Below are 16295 nucleotides of genomic sequence, written 5' to 3'. Positions count from 1 at the left end.
CGACTCCGTTGTACTAGTGCATAATGGGGTTTGTGCTAGGAGAGTATCGGATCACAGGCCGTCGCGCATCGGATATCGCGGCGAGCATCGAAACGGGTGTCGCGGCCGGCGCGCTCGCGCCCGGAGTCCTGCTGCCCGCGATGCGGGAACTCGCGGCGGAGCTGGGCGTCAACCCCAACACCGTGGCCGCCGCGTACCGGACACTGCGCGAACGCGGCGTCATCGAGACGGACGGCCGGCGCGGCAGCCGGGTGCGGGCCCGCCCCGCGACCGCCCCCCGCGACACGCTGCGGATGACCGTCCCCGACGGCGTACGGGACGCCACCCAGGGCAACCCCGACCGGGCGCTGCTGCCCTCCCTGGACGGGGCGCTCGCCGCCGCCGCCCGGCGGTACGCACAGGCGCCGACCCTCTACGGGCAGGACCCTGTGCTCCCGGACCTCGCCCGGATCGCCCGCGCAGACCTGGATGCCGACGGGGTCCCGGCCGGGCCCGTCGCCGTCACCTCGGGCGCCCTCGACGGCATCGAGCGCGTACTGGCCGCCCACCTGCGGCCCGGGGACGCGGTCGCGGTCGAGGACCCCGGCTGGGCGGCCCTGCTCGACCTGGTGCCCGCGCTGGGGCTGCGGGTGCTCCCGGTGGCCGTCGACGACGAGGGGCCGCTGCCGGCCGCGGTGGCCCGGGCGCTCGCCGACGGGGCCAGGGCCCTCCTGGTGACGGCGCGCGCCCAGAACCCGACCGGCGCCGCCGTCGGGCCCGCGCGGGCCCGGGCGCTGCGGGAGCTGCTGGCCGGCCACCCCGGGGTGCTCGTCGTCGACGACGACCACGGGCACGGCATCGTGGACCTGCCGCTCTGCCCGCTCAGCGGGGTGACCCGGCACTGGGCGCTGATCCGCTCCACGGCCAAGGCGTACGGGCCCGACCTGCGGCTCGCGGTGCTCACCGGCGACCCCGTCACCCTGGACCGGGTCCGGGGCAGGCAGCGGCTGGGGCCGGGCTGGGTCAGCAGGCTGCTCCAGTACGCGGTGGTGGAGCTGTGGACCTCCGGCGCCGTGGACCGGAAGGCGGTGGCGGCCTCGTACGGGCTGCGCCGCGACGGACTGGTCCGGGCGCTGGCGGAACGCGGGGTCGTGGCGCACGGGCGGAGCGGGATGAACGTGTGGATCCCGGTCCCCGACGAGACGGCGGTGGTCACCCGGCTGCTGGCGGCGGGGTGGGCGGTGACGGCCGGGGCCCGGTTCCGGGTGGAGGCGGGGCCCGGCGTACGGATCACCGTCTCGGGGCTGGCTCCCGGGGAGGTGCTCCCGCTGGCGGACGCGGTGGCCGCGGCGGTCCGGCCGGCCGGCGGCGGACGCTTCGACTGAAACGCGTACGGCCCCCGCGGTGCGGGGGCCGTGCATCCTCGGGAGAGATGGCCTAGGAGGCCTTGCGGGGGCGGGACTGGGTGAGGGCCGCGCCCACCAGCACGATCACCGCGCCGACCGGGGTGTTCCAGTGCAGCTGCTCGCCGAGGACCAGGACGCCGGCCGTGGTGGCGATCACCGGGATGAAGTAGGTGACCATCTGCGCCGTGGTCGGCCCGACCTCCGTCACCAGCCCGTACTGCATCTGGAGGGCCAGGCCCGTGCCCAGGGCGCCCAGGGCGATCACCGCGAGGGTCGGCCACAGCGGGAACGAGCCGGGCGCGGAGGTGAACAGGACGCTGACGACGCCCAGCTGGAGCGTCGAGACCGTCAGCTGCGCTCCGGTCAGGGCCACCGGGGAGCCCGGGGTGCCCGCCAGGGTGCGGCGTACGTAGATCCAGCCGATCGGGTAGCAGAGCGAGGCCAGCAGGGCCAGGCCGGTGCCCTTGGCGTCGATGCCCGCGAAGCCCTGCCAGGCGCCGAGCACCGTCAGCACCCCCAGGAATCCGAGGCCCAGGCCCGCGAAGCGGCGGCGCGTGGGGCGGTCCTCGGAGAGGGCGACCAGCGACAGCGCCATGCCCCACAGCGGTGAGGTGGCGTTGCAGATCCCGGCGAGGCTCGACGGGATGGTCAGCTCGGAGTACGCGAACAGCGAGAACGGGAGGGTGTTCAGCAGGAGCGCCGCCACCGTGAGGTGACCCCAGGTGCGCAGTCCGCGCGGCAGCGGTTCGCGGCGCACCAGCAGCACCGCCAGCAGGGCGAGCGCGCCGAACAGCACCCGGCCGAAGGCCACCTGGAACGGCGCGAAGGCCTCCGTACCCACCTTGACCAGCAGGAAGCTGAAGCCCCAGACCACCGAGAGGAAGGCGAAGCGCAGCCGCCAGTCGAGGCCGCCGCTGCCGGTCCTCGGCGGGGCGGACGGCGACGCGGTCGCGGCGGATGGTGAGAGGGAGGGGGCCGGGCGGGAAGGGGCGGATGCGCTCATGCGCTCACTCTGCTGCGCGTGACCTCGTAGGACAAGCGAGACTTCCTCCGGGTTACCGCGTAGCATCGCTTACATGTTGAACCTGGAGCGCCTGCGCACCCTCGACGCCCTCGCCCGCCACGGTTCGGTCAGCGGCGCCGCCTGCGGCCTCCATGTGACCACGTCCGCGGTCTCCCAGCAGATGGCCAAGCTGGAGCGCGAGGTCGGCCAGCCGCTGCTGGCCAAGAACGGGCGCGGGGTACGGCTCACCGACGCCGGGCGGCTGCTCGCGGACCACGCCGCCCGGATCATCTCCCAGGTGGAGCTCGCCCAGGCCGACGTCGAGGCCCAGCGGGGCTGCGCCGTGGGGGAGTTGCGGATCGGAGCCTTCCCCACCGCCATGCGCGGCCTGCTGCCCCGGACCCTGTCCACCCTGCGGGCCGGGCACCCCGAACTGCGCGCCCTGGTACGGGAGCAGGAGCCCGAGGAGAGCATGGCGGCCGTCGTGCGCGGGGACCTCGACATGGCCCTGGCCATCGACTGGCACAACAAGAGGATGCCGGTGCCGGCCGAACTCACCCGCACCCACCTCCTCGACGACGCCGTCGACATCGCCGTCCCGGCCGGTCATCCACTGGCCGGCCGCACCCGGATCTCGCTCGCCGAGTTCGCCGACGACGACTGGATCTCCTGGAACGAGGGGCAGTTCTGCCACGAATGGCTGGTCTTCACCCTGCGCGGCACCGGCATCGAGCCCCGCATCACGCACATCGCCGAGGAGCACCCCACCCAGCTCGCCTTCGTCGAGGCCGGGCTCGGGGTGTGCGTGACGCCCCGGCTGGGCCGGGGGCCCGTACCGCCGGGGGTCCGGCTGCTGCCGGTGTGCGACGCCGTACGCCGCCACGTGTACGCCGTCTGGCGCGCGGACGCCGGCCGCAGGCCCTCCATTCGGGCGGCCGTCGAGGCGCTCCACGAGGCGGCGGCCGCCGTCTGAGATCTCGGCCTACAGCTTGCGGAAGTCCCAGGAGACCACCGCGTCGGGGGTGAGGCGGATCCAGGCGTGGCGGCCGTCGTGCGGCATCTCCTCGATCCCGAAGTTCTTGGCCGGGAAGAGCCGTTCCGCCTCCGCCAGCTCAGGGCAGGGTTCGCCGGTGCGCGGGGCCTCGCCCACGAAGACGGCGCTGCCGCTGAGTTCGACCCCGCGCAGTTCGTCGTAGGACTCCCCGGAGTCGACGACCACCGAGATCCGCGGGTCCTTCCGCAGGTCCGACCAGCGGCGGCTGCGCGTGATCGAGTACAGCCACAGGGAGGTGCCGTCCCAGGCGAACCACAGGGCGCCCACGTGCGGGCGCCCGTCGGGGGAGACCGTGGCGACCCGGCAGGTGCGCTGCTCGCGCAGGAAGGCGTCCACCTCCGCGTCGGTCATCATGATGCGGCGGCCCCGCCGCTGCGAATCCTTCGTGCCCGGGCGTGTCTCGTCCATCCGTTCCGCACCCCTTCACATCTGACTGTGTGTCAGGAATCATGCGGGCTCTTCCGTCACCACGCCAGGGGGAGTCATGCAGGACCTCGATCCGGCCGCCACCGCGCTGCTCACCGTCGAGTGCCAGAACGGCGTCGTCGGCGAGGAGAGCGCCCTGCCCGAGCTGGCGAAGGAGGCCCGGGACTCCGGGATGCTGGAGCGGGTGGCCGCACTGGCCGACGCCGCGCGCGGAGCCGGCGTACAGGTGCTGCACGCGGTCGCCGAGCGGCGCCCCGACGGCCTCGGGGCCAGCACCAACGCACGGCTCTTCCGGGCCGCAGGCCGGCTCCCCGTACGCCAGCTCACCGGCACCCGGGCCGTGGAGGTGGCGGCCCCCGTCACCGTGGCCGGGAACGACCTGGTGGTGCGCCGGCTGCACGGCCTCTCTCCGATGGCCGGCACCGACCTGGACGCCCTGCTGCGCAACCTCGGCATCCGCACCCTCGTCGTCACCGGGGTCTCCTCCAACATCGCCATCCCGAACACCGTCTTCGACGCCGTCAACCTCGGCTACCAGGTGGTGGTCCCGGCCGACGCCATCGCCGGGGTGCCCGCCTCCTGCACCGCCGAGGTGATCCGCAACTCCCTCGCACTGGTCGCGACCGTCACCACGACGGAGGCGCTCCTCGCCCGGTGGGCCCCCGCATAAGCGGTGGGTAAAGGCACCCGGACCCCCGTAATCTGGGCGGATGCTGTCCGAAGTGATCGCGACCCGTTACGTCACGCCCTTGCGTGAGGGCGGCTCGCTCCCGGGGATCGTCGAGGCCGACGATCTCGGGACCTACGTCATGAAATTCACCGGAGCCGGCCAGGGCCGCAAGACCCTGGTCGCCGAAGTCGTCTGCGGGCGCCTCGCCCAGCGGCTGGGACTGCGCGTCCCGCGGCTGGTGCAGATGCAGCTCGACCCCGTCATCGGGCTCGCCGAGCCCGACCAGGAGGTCCAGGAGCTGCTGAAGGCCAGTGGAGGCCTGAACCTCGGCATGGACTACCTGCCCGGCTCGATCGGCTTCGACCCGCTCGCGTACCGCGCGGACCCCGTCGAGGCGGGGCGCGTGGTCTGGTTCGACGCCCTCATCAACAACGTCGACCGGTCCTGGCGCAACCCGAACATGCTGGTGTGGCACGGGGACCTGTGGCTCATCGACCACGGCGCCACGATGATCTGGCACCACAACTGGCCCACCGCGCAGGCCGCGGCCGCCAAGCCGTACAACGCCTCCGACCACGTCCTGGCCCCCGTCGGCCCGGACATCGCGGCCGCCGCCGCCGAGCTCGCGCCGCTGGTGACCGAGGAGCTGCTGACCGAGGTCACGGCCGACGTCCCGGACGAGTGGCTCGTCGACGAGCCGGGCTTCGACTCGACCGACGCCGTCCGCCGCGCCTACGTGGAGGCCCTGCTGCCGCGCGCGGCGACGATCCACGAGAGGATCACGATGGAGGCCGAGGTCAAGCCCCGGTCCGGTCCGCCGGGCTGGCTCGCCGAGCGGCTCCCTCCCCAGTCGGACCAGAACAAGCAGAAGAGCGGCGCCGAGTGACCAAGCGGGACGTTTTCGAGTACGCGCTGGTGCGCGTCGTGCCCCGGATGGAGCGCGGCGAGTGCTTCAACGCCGGGGTGATCGTCTACTGCCGGGCGCATTCGTACGTCGCCGCGCGCATCCACCTCGACGAGGCCAAGCTCCTCGCGCTGGACCCCGAGGCCGACGTGGCCGGGATCCGGTCCGCCCTGCACGGGGTCGAAGGGCTGTGCGCGGGCGGCGAACGCGCCGGGCAGGCGGCCGGTGACGACGCGGGGCGGCGGTTCCGCTGGCTGATCGCGCCGCGCAGCACGGTGGTGCAGCCGGGGCCGGTGCACACGGGCCTCACGGCGGACCCGGCGGCGGAGGTGGAGCGCCTCCTGGACCTGCTGGTCCGCTAGGCCCCGCCCCCAGTGGGGCAAGCCACCGTTGACACCCGGTGCCACGGCTCCTAGCGTCTCCTCAGCTGAAGCTACTAAGCGGTTGCTCACCTCGGGCGGCCGTTTCTCAAGGGCGAGGAGATCCAGCATGTCCACCACCGAGCACCGCGTCGCGATCGTGACCGGGGCGGCCCGCGGCATCGGAGCGGCCACCGCCGTCCGCCTGGCGGCCGAGGACCGCTCCGTCGCCGTACTCGACCTCGACGAGGCGGCCTGCAAGGACACCGTGGAGGCGATCACCGCAGCCGGCGGCACGGCCCTGGCCGTCGGCTGCGACGTCTCCGACAGCGCCCAGGTGGAGGCGGCCGTCGAGCGCGTCGCGAGCACCCTCGGCGCTCCGACCGTCCTGGTCAACAACGCCGGCGTGCTCCGCGACAACATGCTCTTCAAGATGAGCGACAGCGACTGGGACACCGTCATGAACGTGCACCTGCGCGGGGCGTTCCTGATGGCCAGGGCCTGTCAGAAGTACATGGTGGAGGCCAAGTTCGGCCGCATCGTGAACCTCTCCAGCAGCTCCGCGCTCGGCAACCGCGGCCAGGCCAACTACGCCGCCGCCAAGGCCGGCCTCCAGGGCTTCACCAAGACGCTCGCCATCGAGCTCGGCAAGTTCGGAGTCACCGCCAACGCCGTCGCCCCCGGCTTCATCGTCACCGAGATGACCGCCCAGACGGCCGCCCGCGTCCGCATGGACTTCGAGGAGTTCCAGGCCGCCGCCGCCACCCAGATCCCGGTCCAGCGCGTCGGCCGCCCGGACGACGTCGCCAACGCCATCGCCTTCTTCACGGGCGAGGCCGCCGGCTTCGTCTCCGGCCAGGTCATGTACGTGGCCGGCGGCCCGCTCAACTGACGAGTTCCCGAGAGGCAGGGCGTACGGCATGACGTACAACGGCATCGACAGCGGCAAGGTCGCGCTGGTCACCGGCGCGAGCCGGGGCATCGGCTACGGGGTCGCCGAGGCGCTCGTCGCCCGCGGCGACCGGGTCTGCATCACCGGCCGCAACGAGGACGCGCTCAAGGAGGCCGTGGAGCGGCTCGGCGCGGACCGGGTGATCGGCGTCGCGGGCAAGGCGCACGACGAGGCCCACCAGGCCGTCGCCGTGGAGCGCGTGATGGAGGCCTTCGGCCGGCTCGACTTCCTGGTGAACAACGCCGGCACCAATCCGGTCTTCGGTCCGATCGCGGACCTCGACCTGGGGGTGGCACGCAAGGTCTTCGAGACCAACGTGATCTCGGCGCTCGGCTTCGCCCAGCGCACCTGGCACGCCTGGCAGAAGGACAACGGCGGTGCGATCGTGAACATCGCCTCCATCGCCGGGATCTCGGCCTCGCCCTTCATCGGCGCGTACGGGATGAGCAAGGCGGCCATGGTCAACCTGACCCTCCAGCTCGCGCACGAGATGGCGCCGGGCGTCCGGGTCAACGCCATCGCGCCGGCCGTGGTCAAGACCAGGTTCGCGCAGGCGCTCTACGAGGGCCGGGAGCAGGAGGCGGCCGCCGCCTACCCGCTGGGGCGGCTCGGGGTCCCGGAGGACATCGGCGGCGCGGCGGCGTTCCTGACATCTGCACAAGCGGAATGGATCACCGGACAGACTCTGGTGGTCGACGGGGGAATGTTCCTCAATGCCGGTGTGCACTGACCGATAACCGGACGCATTTGCCTCCCAGAGGGAGGCAAATGCGTGCCTAATGTGCACGTAATCGGTCAAGTGCCTCACGAAACATACCCATTGGATTTGTGAGGCACTGCGGTAGGGTCTGCCGCACCCCTGGCTGATCGAGGAGCGTGCACGTGTTCAACCGGACCAGATGCCTGCAGATCGCTGCGGCCCTTGCGTCCATATCCCTGCTCGCCGGATGCGGTCTGTTCTCGGACGACAGCGGCGACGGGGCCAAGCGGATCGTCGTGGGCACGACGAGTGCGCCGAGCACCCTCGACCCGGCCGCGGCCTGGGACGGCTCCTGGGAGCTGTACCGGAACGTCTACCAGACCCTCCTGGCGTTCCCCACGGGCAGCACCAAGCCCCAGCCCGACGCCGCGCAGAACTGCGAGTTCACCGACTCCGCGAACGAGTCCTACCGCTGCACCCTGCGCAAGGGCCTGAAGTTCTCCAACGGCGAGCCGCTCGACGCCAAGGCCGTCAAGCACTCCCTCGACCGGATCAAGACGATCAACCACAAGTTCGGTCCGGCCGGCCTCTTCAAGACCCTGGACAAGATCGAGACCCCCGATCCGCTCACGGTCGTCTTCAACCTGAACGCCCCCGACGCGACCTTCCCGTACGTGCTCGGCTCGCCGGCCGCCTCCCTGGTCGCGCCGAAGGACTACCCGGCCGACAAGGTCCGCGGCGACGCGAGGATCACCGGCTCCGGCCCGTACGTCCTCTCCTCGTACAAGGAGGGCCAGGAAGCCGTCCTCGGCCGCAACGAGACCTACTCCGGCTTCGCCAACCGCCGCAACGACGGCGTGACGATCCGCTACTTCTCGGACTCCAAGAAGATGGTCGCGGCGCTCAAGGAGAAGGAGATCGACGCGACGTACCGCGGCCTCTCCGCCGCCGAGATCAAGGACCTCCAGAGCCCCGCCTCGCACAACCAGGGCGTCCAGGTCGTGGAGAACGTCGGCGCCGAGATCCGGTACCTGATCTTCAATCCGAACGACCCGCAGGTCAACAAGCTCCCGGTGCGCCAGGCCATCGCCCAGATCATCGACCGGGGCGCCATCGTCTCCAAGGTCTACCAGGGCACCGCCGAGCCGCTCTACTCGATGGTTCCCAAGGGGGTCGTGGGCCACAAGACGCCCTTCTACGACCTCTACGGCAACGCCGACGCCAAGAAGGCCGCGAAGATCCTCAAGGACGCGGGGATCACCCAGCCGGTGGAGCTGACCTTCTGGTACACCACCGACCGCTACGGCGCGTCCACCGCCGACGAGTTCACCGAGATCAAGCGCCAGCTCGACGAGACCAACCTCTTCAAGGTCAACCTGCGCGGCCAGCCCTGGAAGACCTTCCAGGAGGGCTACAAGAACGGCCAGTACCCGGTCTTCGGGCGCGGCTGGTTCCCCGACTTCCCGGACCCCGACAACTTCATCGCGCCGTTCGTCGGCAAGGAGAACGCCGTCGGCACCCCGTACGAGCCGACGGTGATCCTCAACGAGCTGCTGCCCAAGTCCCGCAAGGAGGGCGACCGCGCAGCCGGCGTCAAGGAGTTCGAGCAGGCCCAGCAGATCTTCGCCCAGGACGTCCGGCTGCTGCCGCTGTGGCAGGGCAAGCTCTACGTCGGGGCGCGCGAGGACATCGCGGGCGCCGAGCGGTCCCTGGACCCGCAGACCGCCATGCAGATGTGGGAGCTGTACCGCAAGACCAGCTGGTAGTGCCGCCCGGGCGGCATCCGGGTCGGGCGTTGTCAGTGGCCCCCGGTAGGTTCTGAGCAGTTGCACGAACTTGTACCGGAGGTTGTCGACGTGACCCAGATGCTGCCCGAGTCCTGGCTCCCCGCTGTCGGCGGGGAGCTGGACCAGCCCTACTTCAAAGAGCTCACCGAGTTCGTCGAGAAGGAACGGGCGAACGGGCCGGTCTACCCGCCCCGCGACCAGGTGTTCGCCGCCCTGGAGGCCACGCCCTTCGACCAGGTGAAGGTCCTCGTCCTCGGCCAGGACCCGTACCACGGCGCCGGCCAGGGACACGGCCTGTGCTTCTCCGTGCGGCCCGGGGTCAAGACCCCGCCCTCGCTGCGCAACATCTACAAGGAGATGAAGGAGGAGCTCGGCCTGCCCGTCCCGGACAACGGCTACCTGATGCCGTGGGCCCAGCAGGGCGTGCTGCTGCTCAACGCCGTCCTCACCGTCCGCGAGGCCGAGCCCAACTCGCACAAGGGCAAGGGCTGGGAGAAGTTCACCGACGCCGTGATCCGCGCGGTGTCCGAGCGCCCCGACCCGGTCGTCTTCGTGCTCTGGGGCGCCTACGCCCAGAAGAAGATCCCGCTGATCGACGCCGAGCGGCACGTGATCGTCAAGGGCGCCCACCCCTCCCCGCTGTCGGCGAAGAAGTTCTTCGGCTCCCGGCCCTTCACCCAGATCAACGAGGCCGTCGCCGCCCAGGGCCATGAGCCGATCGACTGGCGGATCCCGGACCTGGGCTGACGCCACACCGCGCCTGGGCGTCAGAGCGGGTGCCTGCGGTTAGCTTCTTGATGACCGGGCCGTACCAGGCCTGGCGGAGCCAGCCGGAGGCCGCGTTGACGGAGCAGCAGGAGGCGTCCGAGGACGCCGTCATGACCAGGATCGGCCAGGCGGTCATCCTGCTGCACGCCGGCGACCGCGAGGAGGCCCGCAACCGGCTCGGCCAGATCTGGGCGGAGATCGGCGAGGAGGGCGACTCCCTCCACCGCTGCACCCTCGCGCACTACCTGGCCGACGCCCAGGACGACCCCGCCGACGAACTGGCCTGGGACCTACGGGCCCTGACCGCCGCCGAGGGGCTCGCCGCCGGGCCGGGCGGACGGCCACCCGGGGCGCCGCCCGAGCGGGCGGGGGAGGGCGCCCCCGCGCACGGCCGGCCGCACCGGGCGGTCCGCGTCTTCTACCCCTCGCTGCACCTCAGCCTCGCCGCCGACTACGTCAAGTTGCGCCGGCCCGAGGCGGCCCGGGTGCACCTCGCGCGCGCCCGGGCCGCCACCGAGGCCCTCTCCGACGACGGGTACGGGAACGGGGTGCGGGCCGCCATCGCCCGGCTGGAGCGGCGGCTCGCGGCGGAACCGGGGCAGGGGCCCCGGCCGTTCCCCGAACAGTCCCCGTAGCCCCGGGCCGACCGGGTCCCGGGGTGGTCAGCCGCCCTGCACGCCCGCGCAGATGCGGGCCTCCGGGCTGTCCGGGTGCCAGCGCCCGTGCCGACGGCCCAGCGCGCACACGTCCGCCGGCCGGACCGGCAGCTCCCGCACCACTTCCCGCGGCACCCGCGCGTCGGGCCGTACGCGCTGCGCGGGGTCCTCGCCGCGCCCCGCGGGGCGCTCGGCGAACCGGCGGGGCTCCGGGATGTCCGGAACCGGCGGTACGGCCTCCTGGGGCCCCGCGGGCGCCTGGCCCGTGGTGTGCGTGGTGGCCCGCCGGGAGACGGCCGCCGGGGCCGCAGCCCGCGCGGCGGCCTCCCGGGGCACCGCCCGCAGCGCCTCCAGGGCGGGAGCCTGGACGACCACCGGAGCGGCCCCCGGCCCGCCGCGCGGCTCGTGCCGGGGCACCGCCCCGGCGGCGGGGGCCGACGCCGGCCCCACGGGCGCGGGCGCCACGCTCACGCAGCCGGACACGGCCGAGACGGCCGACACGGCACAGGCGACGTTGAGGAGCAGTTTCGTAGAGGTTCGGGTTGGATGCACCCGCGCAACTCTGCTGTGCGAAGACCCCGTTGCGAAAACCCCGGGCCCATATTCACCCCGCACGGGTGACGGGGAGGGGGGTGTCCGGCGCAGCGCGCCCGGCGGCGGCTACTCGCCCGTGGACCCGTCGATGTGCTCGCGCAGCAGGTCCGCGTGGCCGTTGTGGCGCGCGTACTCCTCGATCATGTGGGTGTAGACCCAGCGCAGGCTGAAGACCTCCCCGCGGTGGTGGCTCGCGGCGTCCGACAGCAGGTCCAGGGAGCGGCCCGCGGCGGCCTGCCGGGCCAGCTCGACCTCGGTCTGCCACACCCGCTCCGCCGCGGCCCAGGTGTCGGATTCGGCGAACCGGAAGTCCCCGTCGACGTCCTCGCGGGTGCTGTACAGCTCGGGCAGGTCCTCGCCCAGCATGATCTCCCGGAACCAGTACCGCTCCACCTCCGCCATGTGCCGTACGAGGCCCAGCAGGCTCAGTTCGGAAGGCTTCAGCGGCCGCAGCCGCACCTGTTCCTCGGTCAGCTCCTCGCACTTCCAGGCGAGGGTGGAGCGGTGGTAGTCGAGCCAGCCGTCGAGCATGTCCCGCTCGTTCGCGGTGGTGGAGGGTTCGGCGCGGTGCGATCCGTCTGAGGTCATGGCTGCCATCCTGGTCGAACGAGCCCCCTCCCACCAGGGATTAAGCTGCCCGGAGTCCCACAAGGAACACACCAGGAGGCACTCGGTGAAGGTCGGCGTCATCGGACTCGGAGACATCGCCCGCAAGGCGTACCTGCCCGTCCTCACCACCCGTCCAGGAGTCGAGCTGCACCTGCAGACCCGTACTCCCGCGACGCTGGAGCGGATCGGCGGCATCCACCACGTCCCGGCGGAGCGCCGGCACACCTCGCTCGACGCCCTGATCGCCGAGGGCCTCGACGCGGCCTTCGTGCACGCCCCGACCGCCGCCCACCCCGAGATCGTGGAACGGCTCCTGGAGGCGGGGGTGCCCACCTACGTGGACAAGCCGCTGGCCTACGAACTCGCCGACTCCCGGCGCCTGGTGGAACTTGCCGAGGAGCGCGGAGTCACCCTCTTCGTCGGCTTCAACCGCCGTCACGCCCCCGGCTACGTGCAGTGCGCCGACCACCCGCGCGAGCTGATCATCCTGCAGAAGAACCGGGTCGGGCTCCCCGAGGACCCGCGCACCATGGTGCTCGACGACTTCATCCACGTCGTCGACACCCTGCGCTTCCTGCTGCCCGGCGAGGCCGACCACGTCGACGTCCGGGCCGTGGTGCGCGAGGGGCTCATGCACCAGGTGGTGCTCCAGCTGTCCGGCGAGGGCTTCACGGCCCTCGGCGTCATGAACCGGCTCTCCGGCTCCACCGAGGAGATCCTCGAGGTGTCCGGGCAGGACACCAAGCGCCAGGTCCTCAACCTCGCCGAGATCATCGACCACAAGGGCCAGCCGAGCGTCCGGCGGCGCGGGGACTGGGTGTCCGTGGCCCGCCAGCGCGGGATCGAGCAGGTCGTGGACACCTTCCTGGAGGCCGTCGAGACGGGCAGGACGCTCAGCGCACGGGACGCGCTCCTCACCCACGAGCTGTGCGAGCGGGTGGTGCTGACGGCCCTGGAGCGGGCCTCCCGGGCCTGACCGCCCGGGCGCCCCTGGCCACGCAGTACGCGGCGAGCGCGACCAGGCAGGCGCCGCCGGGCCAGTTCCCGAAGCGGACGAAGAGCGTGGTGCCCCGGGCCGTGGGCACCTCGTACAGGGCCGCCGTGCTCGCCGAGGTCGCCAGGGCCGCACCGATCCGCTCGCCCGACGGGCCGTGCACCACGCTGACCCCGGTCAGGGTGGCGTGCACCACGGGACGGCCGTTCTCGGCGGCGCGCAGGGCCGCCAGCGAAGCGTGCTGGGCCGGTGCCCAGCTCGTCTGGAAGGTGGAGGTGGCCGACTGCGCGACGAGCAGCCCCGCCCCCTCGCGGGTCAGGTGCCGGCTCATGTCGGGGAACGCCGACTCGAAGCACACCAGCGGCCCCAGGCGCACCCCGCCCGGCAGGTCCATCACCACCGGGCCCGCGCCGCGCATCCGGTCCTCGCCCGCCGCCCGGCCGACCGAGGTGGCCCAGCCCAGCACCGCCCGGGCCGGCACGTACTCCCCGAACGGCACCAGCCGCATCTTGTCGTACCGGTCGCCCGTGGGGCCGGCCGGGCCGACCAGTACGGAACTCTTGTAGATCCCGGGCCGGTCCGTGCGCCGCGCGTCCACATTGACCAGCAGCGGGGCACCCACCTCCCGCGCCAGGGCGGCGAGGCGCCGCGACAGGTCCGGCCGCGCCGCCAGGTCCGCGCCGACACTGCTCTCGCCCCACACCACCAGATCCGGCCGGCTGCCCACCAGGGTCCGGGTCAGCCGCTCCCCGACGTCGAACCGCCGCTCCGCACTGTCCGTCCCCTCCGCCACCGGACCCGGCTGCACCACGGCCACCCGCAGTGTGCCCGTCACCTCCGGGCGCGGCAGCCACAGCCACACCACCCCCGTCAGCACCGCGCCCCCCGTCAGGGCAGCCACCGCCGGGACCCGCGCCCCCGGCGCCGCGACCAGCAGCACCAGCGCGCAGTTCACCGCCACCACCAACAGGCTCACCAGCCACACCCCGCCCACCGATGCCAGCCGTAGCACCGGCGGCACCTGCCACTGGCTGGCCCCGAGCAGCCCCCACGGCCCGCCCAGCCCCTGCCAGGACCGGGCCAGCTCCGACAGCAGCCACCCCGCCGGTACGAGGACCAGCGCGGCACACGCCCGGCCCGCCGCCGGCACCCCGCCGAGCAGCTCCCGCACCAGCAGCGCCCACGGGATCCACAGCAGCCCCAGCAGGGCGGCCACCGGCAGCAGGAACACGTGCAGGCTCGGCAGCAGCCAGTGGTGCACCGCCACCACGAAGCCGGCGCCGCCGAGCCAGCCCTCCAGCGCCGCGCGGCGCCCGGTGGGGGCGGAGCGCAGCAGCAGGATCCAGGGCACGAGGGCGACGTAGGCGAACCACCACAGGGCCGGGGCGGGGAAGGCGAGGCAGGGCAGCGCCCCGGCGGCCACCGCGCCCGCCGCACGCCACCACAGGGTCCGCTCCAGGGCCATGACGCGCCTCCGCCTCCAGTGTGGGACCGGCTCCCGGCTCCCGCAGGAGACGGCCTGACCGGCACGATCGGAAAGCTCCGGAAGAGCCTGCCTGCAGCCCGGCTAGTGCTGTGACCGGAAAGGTTCACCGTGTCGCGGCGCCCGGCACGGCACCTCGCTGCGTTGTCGGACCACCCGAGTACGTCCAGTACGAGCGGCGGCCCTCCGCCTTGCGATGCACCGCACCGGACACCGTGACCCGGCAAACCTTTCCGGCCACAGCACTAGACGCCGATGTGCCGCCACTTCTCGTGCACGGTGACCCCGGTGAGGCGCCAGCCGTCGGGGGTGCGGGCGAGGGTGAAGGTGTAGCGCCCGGCCGCGACGAAGTTGGGCGCGCTGACGCCGGGGTCGTCCTGCGGTCCGGCGAGCCGCATCGGGTTGAGGAAGTCCGCCCGCACCTCGGCGGTGTCCCCCGGGGCGCCGGCGTCGTCCGCCAGCCGCACCAGCCGGTTGACGATCAGGTGCTGCCGTACGGGGAACAGCCTCATCGTCTCGGCGAGCCAGTCCGCGACCTCCCCGGCGGGCCCCTCGACCCCGCCCGCCGAGCGGTAGTCGGCCCGGCCGGCGGGGGCGAACAGGGCGCGGTAGGCGGCCCAGTCCCCGTCGTCGACGGCCGCCGCGTAACCGGAGACCACCTCGTCGACGGCGAGCCGGTCCATTACCGTGGCGAGGTCCACACGCTGCGTCATCGGGCCAGTCTGCGGGCGCGGCGCCGCAGGGCCAAGGGGCGTGCGGGCACCGGAAGTCCGTACGGGAGGATCAGTGTCCGGATCTCGCCTCCCGCTGCCGGACCACGACCAGGAACGCGTCACTGGCCAGGTCCATCACCACCTCCGCCGGAACGCCCTCGCGCATCCGCTGCGCGGCGTACTCCTCGGCGGGCCAGCTCCCCCTCGGACTTCCGGCCGGAAACCGCTCCAGCACCACTCGGCTCATGGGACACCCCCTGCTGCATCGCGCTTACCTACCACAATGACGAGGAGGCCGCCCGGGAACGTTCCCGAACGGCCTCCGGTTCACGCGAACGTGGGTCCGGGCGGGTCCTACGAGCCGGACTCGCCCGCGTGGGGGCTGAGCACGCCCATGCCGATCAGCACGAACAGCGCGATGCCGAGGAGGATCCGGTAGATCACGAACGGCATGAAGCTCTTGTTCGAGATGAACTTCATGAACCACGCGATGACGGCGTAGCCGACGAAGAAGGCGATCACCGTGGCGAAGATCGTCGGACCCCAGGTGATGTGCCCGGGGGTCTCGATCACGTCCTTGATCTCGAACGCCCCCGAGGCCAGCACGGCCGGGATGGCGAGGAGGAAGGAGTAGCGGGCGGCCGCCTCGCGGGTGAAGCCCAGCAGCAGACCGCCGGAGATCGTCGCACCCGAGCGGGAGACGCCCGGGATCAGGGCCATCGCCTGGCAGACACCGAAGATCAGACCGTCCTTGACGCCCAGTTCCCGCAGCGTCTTGCGCTGCTTGACCACCCGGTGGCGGCCGCCCTCCTCGTCGCGCGAGGCCAGCCAGTCGGCGTAGCCGAGGACGAGGCCCATCACGATCAGGGTGGTGGCGGTCAGCCGCAGGTCACGGGCGGGACCCACGATCTGGTCCTTGAACGCCACGCCCAGGACGCCGATCGGGATCGAGCCGACGATCACCAGCCAGCCCATCACGGCGTCGTGGTCCGAGCGCAGCGACTTGTCGAAGAGCGAGCGGAACCAGGCGGAGATGATCCTCGCGATGTCCTTGCGGAAGTAGATGAGGACGGCGGCCTCGGTGCCGATCTGCGTGATGGCGGTGAAGGCCGCACCGGGGTCGTGCCAGCCGGCGAACGCCGCGGTCAGGCGCAGATGGGCACTGGAGGAGATCGGGAGGAACTCCGTAAGCCCCTGGACGAGACCGAGGATTAGGGATTCGAACCAGCTCATGTCGG

The 16295-nt window shown here is 72.5% G+C and carries 19 protein-coding genes; 11 read left to right on the top strand and 8 right to left on the bottom strand.

Features of this window, described 5'->3' with window-relative positions; translation table 11 throughout:
- Window positions 1-32: 32 nt before the first annotated feature.
- Window positions 33-1364 (top strand): aminotransferase class I/II-fold pyridoxal phosphate-dependent enzyme, encoded by a 1332-nt coding sequence (locus OOK31_RS27205; protein ID WP_267089981.1) that lies wholly within the window; start codon window positions 33-35, stop codon window positions 1362-1364.
- A gap of 52 nt (window positions 1365-1416) precedes the next feature.
- On the opposite strand, the gene OOK31_RS27200 is transcribed toward OOK31_RS27205, so the two are convergent.
- Window positions 1417-2388: a DMT family transporter gene (locus OOK31_RS27200; protein WP_267089980.1), complete on the bottom strand. Its 972-nt coding sequence runs from the start codon at window positions 2386-2388 to the stop codon at window positions 1417-1419.
- A gap of 73 nt (window positions 2389-2461) precedes the next feature.
- Between OOK31_RS27200 and OOK31_RS27195 the strand changes: the two genes are divergently transcribed.
- Complete coding sequence (locus tag OOK31_RS27195; RefSeq protein WP_267089979.1) at window positions 2462-3361, top strand: LysR family transcriptional regulator; 900 nt, start codon at window positions 2462-2464, stop codon at window positions 3359-3361.
- Between the two features lie 9 nt (window positions 3362-3370).
- Here the strand turns inward: OOK31_RS27195 and OOK31_RS27190 are convergent, their stop codons facing one another.
- Window positions 3371-3850 carry a pyridoxamine 5'-phosphate oxidase family protein gene (locus OOK31_RS27190; RefSeq protein ID WP_267089978.1) on the bottom strand — a complete coding sequence of 160 codons (480 nt, stop codon included), beginning with the start codon at window positions 3848-3850 and terminating at the stop codon, window positions 3371-3373.
- 76 nt (window positions 3851-3926) lie between these two features.
- On the opposite strand from OOK31_RS27190, the gene OOK31_RS27185 reads away from it, so the two are divergent.
- The 8 genes from OOK31_RS27185 to OOK31_RS27150 all read left to right on the top strand — a co-directional run bounded on the left by OOK31_RS27185 (window position 3927) and on the right by OOK31_RS27150 (window position 10643).
- Window positions 3927-4538 carry a cysteine hydrolase gene (locus OOK31_RS27185; protein ID WP_267089977.1) on the top strand — a complete coding sequence of 204 codons (612 nt, stop codon included), beginning with the start codon at window positions 3927-3929 and terminating at the stop codon, window positions 4536-4538.
- A gap of 40 nt (window positions 4539-4578) precedes the next feature.
- Window positions 4579-5424: a HipA family kinase gene (locus OOK31_RS27180; RefSeq protein ID WP_267089976.1), complete on the top strand. Its 846-nt coding sequence runs from the start codon at window positions 4579-4581 to the stop codon at window positions 5422-5424.
- Window positions 5421-5804 (top strand): DUF3037 domain-containing protein, encoded by a 384-nt coding sequence (locus OOK31_RS27175; RefSeq protein WP_267089975.1) that lies wholly within the window; start codon window positions 5421-5423, stop codon window positions 5802-5804. Before OOK31_RS27180 ends, OOK31_RS27175 begins: the two co-directional genes overlap by 4 nt.
- 127 nt (window positions 5805-5931) lie before the next feature.
- A complete protein-coding gene (gene fabG / locus OOK31_RS27170) occupies window positions 5932-6693 on the top strand; it encodes a 3-oxoacyl-ACP reductase FabG (RefSeq protein WP_267089974.1) in 762 nt (253 codons plus the stop codon).
- 28 nt (window positions 6694-6721) lie between these two features.
- Window positions 6722-7483, top strand: coding sequence for an SDR family oxidoreductase (locus OOK31_RS27165; RefSeq protein ID WP_267089973.1), 762 nt, complete (start codon window positions 6722-6724; stop codon window positions 7481-7483).
- Window positions 7484-7635: 152 nt separating this feature from the next.
- Window positions 7636-9219 carry an ABC transporter substrate-binding protein gene (locus tag OOK31_RS27160; RefSeq protein WP_267089972.1) on the top strand — a complete coding sequence of 528 codons (1584 nt, stop codon included), beginning with the start codon at window positions 7636-7638 and terminating at the stop codon, window positions 9217-9219.
- Between the two features lie 99 nt (window positions 9220-9318).
- The gene (locus OOK31_RS27155; RefSeq protein WP_267090031.1) at window positions 9319-9987 is read left to right on the top strand and encodes a uracil-DNA glycosylase; all 669 of its coding nucleotides are present in this window, start codon (window positions 9319-9321) and stop codon (window positions 9985-9987) included.
- A 50-nt stretch (window positions 9988-10037) separates the two neighbouring features.
- Window positions 10038-10643: a hypothetical protein gene (locus tag OOK31_RS27150; protein ID WP_267089971.1), complete on the top strand. Its 606-nt coding sequence runs from the start codon at window positions 10038-10040 to the stop codon at window positions 10641-10643.
- A gap of 27 nt (window positions 10644-10670) precedes the next feature.
- Here the strand turns inward: OOK31_RS27150 and OOK31_RS27145 are convergent, their stop codons facing one another.
- Both OOK31_RS27145 and OOK31_RS27140 read right to left on the bottom strand, forming a co-directional pair.
- Window positions 10671-11216, bottom strand: a complete 546-nt coding sequence (locus tag OOK31_RS27145; protein WP_267089970.1) for a hypothetical protein — start codon at window positions 11214-11216, stop codon at window positions 10671-10673.
- Window positions 11217-11324: 108 nt separating this feature from the next.
- Window positions 11325-11846: a DinB family protein gene (locus OOK31_RS27140; protein ID WP_267089969.1), complete on the bottom strand. Its 522-nt coding sequence runs from the start codon at window positions 11844-11846 to the stop codon at window positions 11325-11327.
- 85 nt (window positions 11847-11931) lie between these two features.
- Between OOK31_RS27140 and OOK31_RS27135 the strand changes: the two genes are divergently transcribed.
- On the top strand, window positions 11932-12843 hold the full coding sequence (locus OOK31_RS27135) for a Gfo/Idh/MocA family protein (protein WP_267089968.1): 912 nt from the start codon (window positions 11932-11934) through the stop codon (window positions 12841-12843).
- On the opposite strand, the gene lnt is transcribed toward OOK31_RS27135, so the two are convergent.
- The 4 genes from lnt to OOK31_RS27115 form a co-directional block, all read right to left on the bottom strand.
- A complete protein-coding gene (lnt, locus tag OOK31_RS27130; RefSeq protein WP_267089967.1) occupies window positions 12782-14326 on the bottom strand; it encodes an apolipoprotein N-acyltransferase in 1545 nt (514 codons plus the stop codon). The two genes, OOK31_RS27135 and lnt, sit on opposite strands and share 62 nt — an antisense overlap.
- A 263-nt stretch (window positions 14327-14589) precedes the next feature.
- Window positions 14590-15057 carry a nuclear transport factor 2 family protein gene (locus OOK31_RS27125; RefSeq protein WP_267089966.1) on the bottom strand — a complete coding sequence of 156 codons (468 nt, stop codon included), beginning with the start codon at window positions 15055-15057 and terminating at the stop codon, window positions 14590-14592.
- Between the two features lie 70 nt (window positions 15058-15127).
- Entirely contained in the window at window positions 15128-15304 is a 177-nt protein-coding gene (locus OOK31_RS27120; RefSeq protein ID WP_267089965.1) for a hypothetical protein, read from the bottom strand.
- Between the two features lie 107 nt (window positions 15305-15411).
- Window positions 15412-16290, bottom strand: coding sequence for an undecaprenyl-diphosphate phosphatase (locus OOK31_RS27115; protein ID WP_267089964.1), 879 nt, complete (start codon window positions 16288-16290; stop codon window positions 15412-15414).
- Between the last annotated feature and the right edge of the window lie 5 nt (window positions 16291-16295).

The organism is Streptomyces sp. NBC_00249 (assembly GCF_026342355.1).
Lineage (GTDB): Bacteria > Actinomycetota > Actinomycetes > Streptomycetales > Streptomycetaceae > Streptomyces.
The sequence above is the reverse complement of the archived record's forward strand: the minus strand, read 5'-3'. Positions and strand labels throughout refer to the sequence as shown.